The sequence below is a fragment of the Gluconobacter sp. DsW_058 genome (assembly GCF_002153615.1).
Classification (GTDB): Bacteria; Pseudomonadota; Alphaproteobacteria; order Acetobacterales; family Acetobacteraceae; genus Gluconobacter; species Gluconobacter cerinus.
The window spans coordinates 1-11,671 of record NZ_JOPH01000018.1 but is presented as its reverse complement, the minus strand read 5'-3'; the positions used below and the strand labels follow the sequence as shown (position 1 = coordinate 11,671).

Genomic DNA, 11,671 nt, shown 5'->3' with positions numbered 1-11,671 from the left:
CAGCCAGATTGTTTTGGCATCAGGAACACGATCTGAAAGCCCCAGGCCAAGGAAGCGCATGAACGACAGGCGATCGTTGATCAGATACTCTGTCCACTCATCAGACAAATTGTTTAGGGTCTGGATGACCAGGATCTTGAACATCAACACCGGATCAAATGGCGGTCGACCGCCCTTGCTATCCATCTGAATAGGCTAAAGCCTGCTCCAGATCAGGGCGGAACACCTCAAAATCCACTGTCCTGGAAAATGCTTCGAGCTGATCGCCAAGCCCGCTCAACCGAGTAAGCCGCTCTTCAACGTCAAAGAAACCAAGCTGTTTCATAGCGCCATTTCCTCAACGAAAACCGAAGAAAGGGAATCACATAGAAAGCCTCAAAACCAGGGGGTTTTTCGACCCCTCCAGGTCACTCCTACAGAATGCGAAAACTTCTTCACCGCCGCATGGTATGAGCCAGATTGAAAGGAAAACGCTCTAGCTGCATTATAGGAGGATTAGTTCGTCGTGCGGTAGCGCTTAGGGGGAACATCACTCATCCCCCCAGATAATAAACTCAAGGAAAAACATAAATACCCGCACGATAATTTATGCTACAAAGCTCTTTACAGTGGTAACATCTTGGGTAGGCACGTTATTAATCAAGAATAAATATCCTGTTCAAACAATTTTTATGTATTTTTTAACCCTTAACGTTAATGATAACCCAATCAAAATAAGTAAAAAGTTTATCCATATTGAGTAATATATATCGTAGTGCGCCCGTGCAATATTTCCAAACTGTCCACCACGAATCATCTCAATGGCATCTACGCTGGGAGACAGGAGGAGGATCCAGCGGTAAGTCTGAGGAAGCCAATCCACCATCGAAAAGGCGCCCGATAAGGGTAGAGAAAGGTATGCTATGATACTTATGGATTTTTCAAAAAATTCACTTCTTTCCGTGAGCGAGGCAACAATTAGCGATGTACCCAAGCAAAACAGGATTTGAAATAGCAGCCCCGCATATAATAGCCCAAAATTTTTCGGTGGGTCCATAAATCCAAAGCAAATTGCACACAATGACACGATTAAACCCGCCATAATCGTACCAATAATTTCTAGTGCTGCACGAGCAATGATTATATCCAATGGGGTAACTTGCTTGTGAAACAGTAAACTACCGTTGGCCTCGAAGGCCATGACGGATCTGCCAAGGCAGTGCCTCCACATAGTTAGGGGCACATAGCCCGTAATGACAATAGCTGTTGTCGGTAACCCGTGTTCATGCGGTGGTCTTATTGCGCTCCACGCGATTGCCACGCCAGCACAAAAAAGTATTGGCTCTCCTATAACCCACAGAAACCCTAATCCATGACGACCAAACCTTGTGTGCAACTCTCTCATCATAAGAGCGCCTATAACTTTGAATTGCAGAAAAAATAAGTCGAAATTTGAAGTGTTTGTCATCACGTAAAATCCATGTTCCATCAACCAAAGTTGTCCATAAGGTGGCATAAGTACACACACCAAAACGATATTCTACTTGATTTGCACTTGACGTAGCCCCCTTTTTGTTTCCATTTAAACGGAGGGTTTTGTATTTTTATGGCGCGTTGCTGATGGGATGACAATGGTTTGAGCAGGTGTCCTACTTCCCAGTTGAGAGCGTGGGCGCACGGTGTTATAATCCTCATACTAGGCGGCCAAAACCTGTCGCGCATGGACTAAAGACGTGAACAATGTCTCGTTGAGACACTCGTCCCGCAAACACCTGTTGAAACTTTCGACAAACCCGCTCTGCTGAGGCTTTCCCAGAGCGATGTTATGCCACCCAATCGGCCCTGTTGCAAAGTTGGGCTGAGAACACAGCTTTTCCTTATTTTAGATGTTTAGCTCGCGTTGACAAAAGATCTGATCCAGAGCCTTGCTGCGGCGATATTGAGGAAACTCATAAAGGACAAGGCGGTCTTGTCGTAGCGGGTTGCGATGCGGCGCATCTGCTTGAGGTGGTTGAACATCCGCTCGATGCGGTTACGGTCCCTGTAACGCCGCCAGTCTGTTTTCTGAGGAACGCTGCGGCCTTTTCGTGAGGGAATAACCGGCAGGATCCCGTGGATCAGTAGATCTTGGCGGAAGCTGTCGCTGTCATAGTCCCGATTAGCCAGCATGGCCCTGGGGTTCGGAGCCGGAAGTGCCATTAGGGCATTGACGGCTTTATAGTCCGAGACCTGGCCGCCGGTGAGGACACAGCCAAGAGGACGTCCCTGATTGTCGCATCGGGCGTGGATTTTGCTCGTAAAGCCGCCACGTGACCGGCCAAAAGCCTCCGAATGAGCCCCCCTTTTGCCCCAGTGGCTTGTGAATGGGCACGCACCACGGTGCTGTCGAGCATATGCTGCCAGTCATCAGTCAGTCCCAGGTCTACCAGGGTTTGCAGCAGGGCATCCCAGACACCCTGTTCAGCCCAACGCGGGAACCGAACATAAACCGAGTTCCATTTGCCGTAGCTCTTCCGATAGAACAGCTTTCCGATCCTCCAACTGAACCAGATGTCCTTGCTACCACAGCAGGATTCCGGACGTGCTCAGCCACAGCCCGCCTCCCAACCCCAGCAGCTCTGCCACAATCCGCAGAAACAGCCCCCAGGTCACGTAATGGACCAGACGCTCCAGGGCCTGCACGGCCCGGGTAGTCTGCAGCGGCAGATGGTTCAGTTCGGAGCGCAACCCTGAGAGGGTCAACTGCACAGCCATCTCCAGCAGACCAAAGATCCGCCGTTCCGTTTCACTCACCATGGTGTTCGATCCCTCTCCGGCTGATACGGAATGCTACGGCGGGTCTCTTTCCTCCAGCATCCGGCGCTACTGTCGTATCCTGTCCAGAACGCTCTGCTCATGGGCAGACAGAGCCGCATGCAGCGCCCGGGACGCCTCCACATTCTGCCGCACCACATTCCTGAACCACGCTTCCCTTTTCCTGACCGGATCCAGATGCTCCCAGTCCCGCAGAACCCTCTGCCGGAGAGGGTCATCCTGCTGCAGGGCACTAGTACAGTTAGACAGACCCCGCTTCACCTGTTCAGACACGGCCTGTCCGGGAACCAGACCATGAACAGCCTGAGCATAGGCCTGCCAGGACTGCCCCCAGTCCTGACACCAGCGTTCAGCCTGCACGGCCAGCGCCTTCTCCCGCTGCCAGTCCCCATAGACTTTCCGGGCTTCAGCCCGTCCCTCCTGCAGAAACTCAGGAGACAGAAGATCAGGGTGTTCCGGATCTGGTGCCTGCGCGGGTTGGGATGGGACAGAACCCTCTTTTCCGGCCCCGGAGGCCATTTCATTTTCTGAAACATCCACTCCACGTCGTCTGGGAGATACGGCGTCTTCATCCCGGACAGTATAATCCAGCGTGGTATCCTTCAGCCGCTCACGGGAAAGCCTCGCTACCAGCCCCTCCCGGCTGCCCACATCATCCCGGCTCCAGTGGACGGACAGAACGACCCTGTCCTTCTCCAGACCGAACAGCCCCCGCACCGTCCCCAGCGTTCCGTTCTTCACGCTCAGATGCCGGTCATTGCGCAGAAAATACAGCCGGTCCCCATGCGCAAACTGCCGCTCTCCCTGAGTGGTCATCACCGCAAGCTCAACATCCGCCTCGAGCTCGGAGGACTGGTGCAGAAGGCCGGCTTGGTTGAGCTGACTGCCGATGACCGGGCCACACTGCTCGGAGCCTTCCTGGAGCTGGCAGAGCAGCTTCAGGTAAATGAAAAACCGTCTGCCGCCGATCTGAAAACACGCTGGCGGCGGCGGCTGAACCGCTTCCACGCGGAGGGTGAAGACGACGAAGGAAACGGGTTATGATCTTTCAGAACGGAAGCCGGAAGTCGCGGGAGAAATGTGCTGCATGATCCAGATTCTGACTGTCTGCATGCTGCCGGTCAGCCTGATCGGACTGGCCGTTCTGATCCCTAGGATTCTGAAACGGCTGGAAGGTCTTTACGCAGATCAGAAAGGGGAAACGTCTTCATGAGCTCCGCTCCCGAACACTGATCTCGTTCTGACGGAACTGATGACCTCATGCCCGTCACAGTCCCATCATCATGACAGTGCCCATCATACTCCGGCGACAATGTCCGATCCGGGCTCATCCGGATCGGACTGGTCGTCGTTCTGAGAGACATCGGGATGATCTTCCGGAGCTGGTGTAATCAGACGGCTGTGATGGGCCCTGGATAGGCCTGTACGAGCGGATCATGGGTCACCAGCAGAAGCCCCTCTACTGTCGCCTGGGCCACGAGGATGCGATCAAAAGGATCCCGGTGCACATCAGGAAGCTGCCCGACCGCAATGGCATGCTGACCGGTGACGGGTAGTTCCTCATAGCCGTTTTCGATCAGGCCACGTCGCAGCAGATGGGGATCAATCTGGAAGTCTGCACGTCCCAGTCCTGCCTTGATGGTGATTTCCCACAGACTGGCAGCACTGAACACCAGAGCATTGTCCTGATCTTCCATCAGGGATCTTGCACGCACGGACAGCCTGTCCGGCTCTCCGGCGGCCCAGAGAAGGAGATGGGTGTCCAGAAGCAGCTTCATGCCGGACCGTCAAACAGAGAGATGACATCGTCCTGGCCCATGCGATCAAAGTCCTCCGGGACCCGGATCTGTCCGGCCAGAAACCCCAGACGACGCTTCTGTGTCTCTTCGGGCGCAGTAATCGGACTGACACGCACCATGGGCCGACCGGCTTTGGCAATGATGAAGCTTTCGCCCTTCATGGCGGCCTCGATCAACCGGGACAGGTGGGTTTTGGCTTCGTGAATATTGACCGTCCGCATGACAGAACCTTTCTCCTTCGCACCAGACTAACTTAGTTTTTCGAGTTTAGTTTATCAAGGCGGCAGCGCCTCAAAGCACAACGCTCTCTCGGCTCCTGCAGCGTTCTGCACGAACGGTGCAATGGTCTATGAAGACCTTACTTTTTACGTCACGAAAACAACACGTTTCAGTCTCTCGAAAGCCTCTCAAAAGGCCTTCTTCTGTCACGTTAAGACACGTCTTAGTCTCTTCTGAGACCCTCTTGTGGAACGCCAAAGACACGCTTAAGGTGTCTGCGGGTGAAACCATGTCATCACGCGCATGAAGATCCGTCCGACACCCCAAGAGGGTGTGTCCAGAACGGACACACAGGAGTTGAAACCGGGACATGTCAAAAGCACTTGCAGCCCTCAAGACGCAGCATCCCTTTCGGGCTCCCCGGGCCACGGCAACACCGATCTATCGTTGGCTCTATCAAAACCATGATGCCATCGCAGAACTGCGCGAGGGGCGCCGTGTTACCTGGAAAATGATCCTCACAGCAGCTCAGGACGATGGCATTGATGTTGCGTGCACAGAGGCTGTCGCCAACACGATCCGTAAAAAATGGTCCCGGATTGTGAGCGAACGGGCCCGCCAGAAGGCCGACACCACACCTAACCCGCCTGCAGAGACTGTCAGCCCTGCCCCCAGCCGCCTGCCTGCAGACTGGCAGCCGGCGGAGGTTAAACAGCAGTATGCCGAGCGTGATGATGCAGAAAGAGTGCCCCCGGTCAGAGCGCCTCGAACTATTGTCACCTCACCAGACCCAACCAGACGTCGCCCCGGGTTTCCGCCGCGTCGGCGACTGCCCGTAGAAGATGACGAAAGCATTCCTCAGCTTGGTCGGGAGTCCATTTCCCGTATTCTGGACCGAAAACATGCGGAGAAAGAAAAACGATACTGGCTTACGCCAGACTGATGTCACCGCTTGAACACTGAGTTGTTCAAATCTCGACAACGAGTGCGTCGTCAAATCCCGGAACCGAGAACAGGGGTCCGGCCGGGTTGGCAAGGACCCGGGTCCCGCTGGCATGACGGTGCTCCTGCCGGGTATGGATATGACCATGGATCCACACAGCAATCCTGAAGCGTTGCATCAGGCCGGACAGATCAGAGGCGAACAGCCCGGCTCCTGACTGACGGCGCAGGCTTTCCGGCAGACACGCTGCCAGAGGCGCATGATGGGTGACCACCACGACCGGCAGCCCGGACGACGTCTCTGACAGACACTGCTCAAGCCGGGCACGGTGAGCATGATGCAGGGCCGCTTCATCCCCATGCGTGATACAGCCCTCACCAGACGGCCGCAGAACCCCTTCCCCTGTTGTCTGGTGCGGATCCACTGGCACAGGAGCCAGAGCCCCATCCGCCCAGAGGGTGAGGCCTGTGAACCGGATCCCGGCCAGCACGACCTCTATTCCGTCCAGGAGGTGAACTGTTGTTCCGGCTGTCGCCCGTCTCAGACGCTCCTGCGCCCGGTCCGGGGTCATCCCCCAGGCTTCATGGTTACCGGCGACGAACACAGCCGGACGGCCACCCGCCAGACGGTTGAGCGTTGCCACGGCTTTTTCTGGTTCGCCCCGCCAGAGATCACCTGCCGCCACCAGCACATCGAACTCCGGGCGGATTGGATCATAGCCATCCGGAAACGGTACAGCCTCAAGATGGAGATCAGACAGAACCCACAGGCGGATCACAGCTCTGGCCCACGTCTGTTCAGGGTTACTGATTTTGTCCGGTTTTAGCCGTGTCAGGCGTCTTGTCCGTTCCCCACTGGCTCACATCATGGGCTGCTTTCCTGGTCCAGACAGCAGTGTCATGCGCCGCGTCTTTCGTTCCGGCTTTTGTGGCCTTCCAGCCTTTTTCACTTTCCCGCCCGGTCCAGTGTGCAGCCTTGGTTGTACCGTCCTTTGTGGCATCCCATCCTTTGACGCTTTCCTTCTTGGTCCAGCGGGTCGCATCAGAGGCATCCTGACGCACGGTGGTCCAGGACTGCCGGACGCTGCGGCACAGATCGGTTTCACAGGGTTTCTCAGAGGTCTCAGCCGCCAGAGCGGCAGAAGACAGAGTCATGCCGGCCAGAAGCATGGCAGACGACGTACGGAACCGGATCGACATCAGGAAACTCCCTGTTTGTGAAAGAGATCAGAGTGACACTCTGCCATGCTTCGGACAAGGACCGCCTCAGACCCGGCTGGTAAAGCGGTCTGCAGCTTCGACAGGACGAACTGTAATATCGACGTCCCGTTGATAGATGTCAGAGCGCAGAAAGCGCACCTCCTCTTCAACCTCTTCAGGCGGTCTGTCGATGAACCAGGCTTTGGGTCGCCCGTCAGAACCATCGTTCCAGCGGTAGCCACGAGCCTTGAGCGTATCCTTGAGCTCAAAGGGCGCATATTCGGCCCACAGACGCGTCCAGACCGTCCTGGCCCGTTCCAGCAGGAGAGAGAGGGCGGAGCGGTTCTCCGGGAAGCCTGTGTGGTCCAGAAGGGCAATGGCAGCGTGACAGTCATCCACGGCACGATGCCCGTCAAAGAAAAATCCGGCCTGGAGACCCAGATGCCCCAGTTTGCGTCCTTCAAAGCCTGCCTGATCCCAAGGAACGTCTTCCATGGAACAGGCCCAGGGTTTGTTCACAAAGGCCGGGCAGAAGCGTTCGAGAAAAGGACGATCAAACGCTGCGTTATGAGCAATCACCAGACTGGCATCCGGGGCGAAGGCCGCCACCTCGTCGGGTGAGACGGTCTGTCCAGCAAGGCGTTCGGGTGTCAGCCCTGTCAGATCCTGAACAAAGGCAGGCACGGGAATGGAAGGTTCCCGCAGTCGGCTGAAGGCGGGCAAGGTTCCAAGGAAAAGGCCATCGATGCGATAGATGAACGGGATCATGCCGATTTCGATGATTTCGTCCTGACGGGGATCAAGGCCGGTGGTCTCCAGATCGACGAACAGACCGGTCCGTAGTCCCCTGCCCTCAGGTTTATGGCCCAGAACAGAAGGACGCAGGCGTCTCAGAACCCGGTAATTTCCTGAAGCCTCCAGGCGATCAGCCAGAGCTTCTAAAGCACGGTCAGAAGGGAGTGAGTTATCCACAGGCATTCGGGTTTCAAATAGTTTTAAATGTTTTAAATAGTTTTAGGAAAAAAAAGTTCTATTTTATTATTTATTATCAATGGCTTATAAAGATGGTCGGTTCCTAAAAGACGGAGTTTGGTTCCTAAAAGACGGAAATAGGTTCCTAAAAGACGGAGTTTGGTTCCTAAAAGACGGAATTTTCACAGGCGGGCGGGGCACATTAAGGTTTTCTACCTTAATGCCGCTGCTTCTCCGTCTATTAGGAACCCAAAGAAGAGTGCTGCTTCTCTGAACGGTACTTCATGATTAAAAGCGGTCCCTCTCGCCCACTTTCTTCGTAAAGATCGTATTCAGGCAAGTCGTTCCGTTTAACAAACTCTCTAAGTTCGTATGAACATCTTTTAAAAGTTCCTTGGCTACCACTACGTTCATAAATTAATCGGAATGACCATTTGGCTTCATTCTTCCCAGCTGCGACTCTTGCCAATCTATACAAAAATCTTCCGAGGCCAGGTTTTAAAAGAAAATAATCTGGATGGACCGTAAGAACTTCAGGATTTTCTGAGTCTACTACTGCTGAATATAACCAGTTAGGAAGCTCTATCTCTACAGCCATTACACGCCCAGTGTCTACATATGATATAGTCTTGTAGTCGTTTATTAAACCAGATCCTGTAGTTTCTCGGATTGTACGGCCACCCTTAGTTTTCTTTTCACCACGGACTATTTCAAGAGAAGTTTGTTTAAGGCGCCGCAAAGCTGATTCAACTGCTTCATATTGCCTACCGCCATCAGATTGGCGACAAAATTTTAATATATCTGATACCTGAGGAGAAAAAATTCTCCCAGGCTTCTCTCCCAGTCCAGACCGATATTTGTTCATTGCTTCGGTTAAATGTGAAATACCCATCAAAATTATATCATAGTCCCAAATAGACGCCATGCCATCAGGGCCACTAGTTATACGTACATAACCATCAGGGAGATGATGTATCATTACATCATTTGCGCGTTTGTCTTTTTTAGATAGACGAAATACTGCGACATCCATAACACCACGGTTATCTTTTGTCGCAAGATCGTATAATCCGGGAACAAAAAAATCCCCTTGCTCTTGGGCAGAGGGAGCAGAACGAAAAGTTTTACTAGAAGGATCTTTTTTAATATCCATAAGATATTCTTTCCATCCTAATTAGATATTAATTTCATTTAAAAACATCTCCTTCTAAGGCTCTATAAATAGCCATATTTATAATTCCTGCACGGGCCTGCCCGGTTCTTTTAGCAATTTCGTCAACGCGCTTTAGTAGTTCTGGGGCAATCGTCAGACTGATTTGTCGCTTATGTCCTTTGGGTATGCCCTTGTTGTATGCTTCTGGAGTTGAGTGTGTGAAAATCCCACCGTCCGGTGCACCTGCAATGAATGCGTCCTCTACCGAAGGAGGCGTAGGTCTCTGGGGTCTTTTTAAGATAGCCACAATAATATCCTTATGATTTATTTTTAATATTAAAAACGTATTCGACTAATTTTGAAAGCTCTTTACAAGCCTTTGCGTCTTTTACGGGCATCTCCGAAACAGATAGTCCTGCCCCACTAGCATTACTGAATGCTTTTCGGCGGCGGATAGGCATATCTAAATATCGAAACTGCTTCACTTCTGACACCGCAGATGCTGCTTCTGAATTATCTGATGAATATAATCCCGGATCTGCTTGGTTCATAACAGCAAAGCAGTTTAAGCCGTCTCGGACGCTGCGTGCCTCATCAATTAGCTTAGCCATATCATCGAGAGCCCATACATCGTATGAGCGTGGGGCGAATGGAACTAATAAAACATCCGATAAAATTAATGAGGCGCGTAGAGCTGTAGAATCTCTGCCTCCTGCATCTATAATGATATCATCCCATTTGTTCTTCTGCTGTTGAATTTGTCCTCGTAAAGTAGGACCGTCTGAATATTGTGCGCAGGCAATTCCAGGCTTCAGATTTGCTTCTGTGCGAATGGAAATCGCCGAGGCTGCTGTTCCTTGACGATCTCCATCGATCAACCAGACATCTCGTCCTTGAAGCGCTCTGAAAATAGCGATTTGAACTGCAAGGGTGGTTTTCCCTACGCCGCCTTTCGTATTGCCAACAGTGAGAATCATAAGACCTTCCTTTAATGTTCTTTTAATATTAAAAGAACGTTTTATAAACATTCAAAATGGTTTCTAAAAATATGTTTTAGATTGACCACATTTTCCTGGCAATAGTCTGCTCTTCGTCGCCGGAGGCGTTGGCATAGATGGCGGTGGTAGAGAGCTGGGCATGGCCGAGCCATTTCTGCACGAGATTGAGCGGAATGCCGGTGGAGACGGCCGCCACGCCAAAGGCATGCCGCAGACCTTTGGGGGACGCGGCCGGTCCGGACAGACCAGCCTCGGCCATGACCCGGTGCACCATGCGCCAGCCGGTCATGCGGGCCACCGGCCACAAACGCAGAGAACGGCCCCGGTCCCGACGCGCCTGCGCTTCGCGGACACCATGCACCAGATCAAGGGCTTCGAGCAGGGCAGGGGGGACGGGCACGGCCCGGTAAATCCCATCCTGGCGCTTTTTCAGACTTTCGAACACCAGCACGCCGCCGGCCAGATCCACCCGGTCGGCGGTCAGGGCCAGGGCCTCGGACAGACGGCACCCCGACCAGGCCAGGGTCATGGCGAGGGTACGGACATCGCGCGGCGCCCGCTCGGCCGCTTTCAGGAAAGCGGTGCGCTCGGACACGGTCAGATATTTCCGTGCCCCCGAGGGATCAAACAGCTGCATCCCCGTCTGCGGCGCCACGCCGCCGCCAGACGGCGTCTTCCTGTTACCCCCCCGAGGTGCAGGAGCCTGAGGCTCCTGCCGGGAGCGCGAGGGCAGCGCCCTCGTTTTCACCGTCACATCGCTTGCTGTCATCCGTCCATGTCCTCTCGATAGCCCCGACGCTGCTTTACCCACACCCACCGCATCAGCTCTTTCTGAGTGGCAACCGGATCGCCAAAACGCTCCCGCCGCTCCTGAGCGGTGGTCCCCAGACGCCCCCAGGAGCGGACAAGGACAGTGCCCCCAAAGAGATCATCCTGCAGGGTCAGACGGTAGAACCGCCAGCAGTTGGTCGCCGGATCAATCCGCTGCAGACGGGCGCTCTCGGGGAAGAGGCTGAACTGGCGGGGCGGGGCCGTTTGCGGAGCTTTGGGCATCAGATCCCGAAAAGTGTAACAGGTCCGGGATCAGTCCGTCAGGGGCTTTCTCTCCAGGAATGCGGGTTTTCGGGACTTTTCCGCAGATCGTGAGAGCGGGACGGGAAGGCGTGATCCGGTCGGATCTGGGACCGGAAGGCACAGGATGTTACACTATAGGTAATAGTGTACCCTCCCAACCCTCCCTGCGGGAGGCTTCGGTAACGTACACTCATATAATGTAATACCTTGGGAAGGTGGAGGGATCGAAGAACCGTCAATTGATGTGCTTGGCCCGTGATTTCTGGGTTTTGGCGATTTGATTGACTGTTCTTTGGGTAGAATTTGCTCTGCGTGTTGAGCAGATCGGGGATTGTCGTCCCGCTGAATGACTACGCGCTCGCACTCAATCTTTTGAGGAAGAGGAAGCGGCGCATGTTGTAGACGATATTGGCGAGACCGATCCTCATGGTGGCCCGGGTGATACCGAAAGTTCGGATCAGTAGTCCCGTCTGTGATTTCTGATCGGCAAAGACATGCTCGACACGAGATCGGATCACAGA

The 11,671-nt window shown here is 53.6% G+C and carries 16 protein-coding genes and 3 pseudogenes; 3 read left to right on the top strand and 16 right to left on the bottom strand.

Translation table 11 applies throughout. The features are described 5' to 3' along the window. The 6 genes and pseudogenes from HK24_RS05685 to HK24_RS14030 all read right to left on the bottom strand — a co-directional run. Positions 1–325: pseudogene (locus HK24_RS05685) on the bottom strand (transposase); the annotation flags it as partial. Between the two features lie 333 nt (positions 326–658). After that, positions 659–1,447 carry an ABC transporter permease gene (locus tag HK24_RS05680; protein ID WP_086633671.1) on the bottom strand — a complete coding sequence of 263 codons (789 nt, stop codon included), beginning with the start codon at positions 1,445–1,447 and terminating at the stop codon, positions 659–661. 114 nt (positions 1,448–1,561) lie between these two features. Then, positions 1,562–1,816: pseudogene (locus tag HK24_RS13815) on the bottom strand (transposase); the annotation flags it as partial. 53 nt (positions 1,817–1,869) lie between these two features. Continuing rightward, positions 1,870–2,382: an IS5 family transposase gene (locus HK24_RS13415; protein ID WP_198942068.1), complete on the bottom strand. Its 513-nt coding sequence runs from the start codon at positions 2,380–2,382 to the stop codon at positions 1,870–1,872. 156 nt (positions 2,383–2,538) lie between these two features. Next, a complete protein-coding gene (locus HK24_RS05660) occupies positions 2,539–2,775 on the bottom strand; it encodes a hypothetical protein (RefSeq protein WP_086633666.1) in 237 nt (78 codons plus the stop codon). A 66-nt stretch (positions 2,776–2,841) separates the two neighbouring features. Further along, a complete protein-coding gene (locus tag HK24_RS14030) occupies positions 2,842–3,609 on the bottom strand; it encodes a hypothetical protein (protein ID WP_369826511.1) in 768 nt (255 codons plus the stop codon). Between HK24_RS14030 and HK24_RS05650 the strand changes: the two genes are divergently transcribed. Together HK24_RS05650 and HK24_RS13960 are read left to right on the top strand one after the other, a co-directional pair. Next, positions 3,577–3,837, top strand: a complete 261-nt coding sequence (locus tag HK24_RS05650; protein WP_086633665.1) for a conjugal transfer protein TraD — start codon at positions 3,577–3,579, stop codon at positions 3,835–3,837. The genes HK24_RS14030 and HK24_RS05650 overlap by 33 nt on opposite strands. Before the next feature lie 43 nt (positions 3,838–3,880). Further along, complete coding sequence (locus HK24_RS13960; protein ID WP_255376434.1) at positions 3,881–4,006, top strand: hypothetical protein; 126 nt, start codon at positions 3,881–3,883, stop codon at positions 4,004–4,006. 178 nt (positions 4,007–4,184) lie between these two features. On the opposite strand, the gene HK24_RS05645 is transcribed toward HK24_RS13960, so the two are convergent. Continuing rightward, positions 4,185–4,571, bottom strand: coding sequence for a type II toxin-antitoxin system VapC family toxin (locus HK24_RS05645; RefSeq protein WP_086633664.1), 387 nt, complete (start codon positions 4,569–4,571; stop codon positions 4,185–4,187). Next, positions 4,568–4,813, bottom strand: a complete 246-nt coding sequence (locus HK24_RS05640; protein ID WP_086633663.1) for a type II toxin-antitoxin system Phd/YefM family antitoxin — start codon at positions 4,811–4,813, stop codon at positions 4,568–4,570. The genes HK24_RS05645 and HK24_RS05640 overlap by 4 nt, the downstream gene beginning before the upstream one ends. 368 nt (positions 4,814–5,181) lie before the next feature. On the opposite strand from HK24_RS05640, the gene HK24_RS05635 reads away from it, so the two are divergent. After that, positions 5,182–5,754, top strand: a complete 573-nt coding sequence (locus tag HK24_RS05635) for a hypothetical protein (RefSeq protein WP_086633662.1) — start codon at positions 5,182–5,184, stop codon at positions 5,752–5,754. A gap of 25 nt (positions 5,755–5,779) precedes the next feature. Here the strand turns inward: HK24_RS05635 and HK24_RS05630 are convergent, their stop codons facing one another. From HK24_RS05630 to HK24_RS13405, 8 genes and pseudogenes are all read right to left on the bottom strand, one after another. Further along, the gene (locus HK24_RS05630) at positions 5,780–6,532 is read right to left on the bottom strand and encodes a metallophosphoesterase (protein WP_086633661.1); all 753 of its coding nucleotides are present in this window, start codon (positions 6,530–6,532) and stop codon (positions 5,780–5,782) included. A gap of 25 nt (positions 6,533–6,557) precedes the next feature. Next, a complete protein-coding gene (locus HK24_RS05625) occupies positions 6,558–6,953 on the bottom strand; it encodes a hypothetical protein (protein ID WP_086633660.1) in 396 nt (131 codons plus the stop codon). Between the two features lie 66 nt (positions 6,954–7,019). Continuing rightward, positions 7,020–7,931, bottom strand: a complete 912-nt coding sequence (locus HK24_RS05620; protein ID WP_086633659.1) for a 3'-5' exonuclease — start codon at positions 7,929–7,931, stop codon at positions 7,020–7,022. 235 nt (positions 7,932–8,166) lie between these two features. Then, positions 8,167–9,078 carry a replication initiator protein A gene (locus HK24_RS05615; protein ID WP_086633658.1) on the bottom strand — a complete coding sequence of 304 codons (912 nt, stop codon included), beginning with the start codon at positions 9,076–9,078 and terminating at the stop codon, positions 8,167–8,169. A 317-nt stretch (positions 9,079–9,395) separates the two neighbouring features. Next, positions 9,396–10,106 (bottom strand): AAA family ATPase, encoded by a 711-nt coding sequence (locus tag HK24_RS05605; RefSeq protein WP_233126129.1) that lies wholly within the window; start codon positions 10,104–10,106, stop codon positions 9,396–9,398. A 25-nt stretch (positions 10,107–10,131) separates the two neighbouring features. Further along, the gene (locus HK24_RS05600) at positions 10,132–10,713 is read right to left on the bottom strand and encodes a site-specific integrase (RefSeq protein ID WP_233126128.1); all 582 of its coding nucleotides are present in this window, start codon (positions 10,711–10,713) and stop codon (positions 10,132–10,134) included. Between the two features lie 128 nt (positions 10,714–10,841). Beyond that, entirely contained in the window at positions 10,842–11,129 is a 288-nt protein-coding gene (locus HK24_RS05595) for a WGR domain-containing protein (protein WP_086633656.1), read from the bottom strand. A 371-nt stretch (positions 11,130–11,500) separates the two neighbouring features. Then, positions 11,501–11,671, bottom strand: a pseudogene (locus tag HK24_RS13405) (IS5/IS1182 family transposase); the annotation flags it as partial.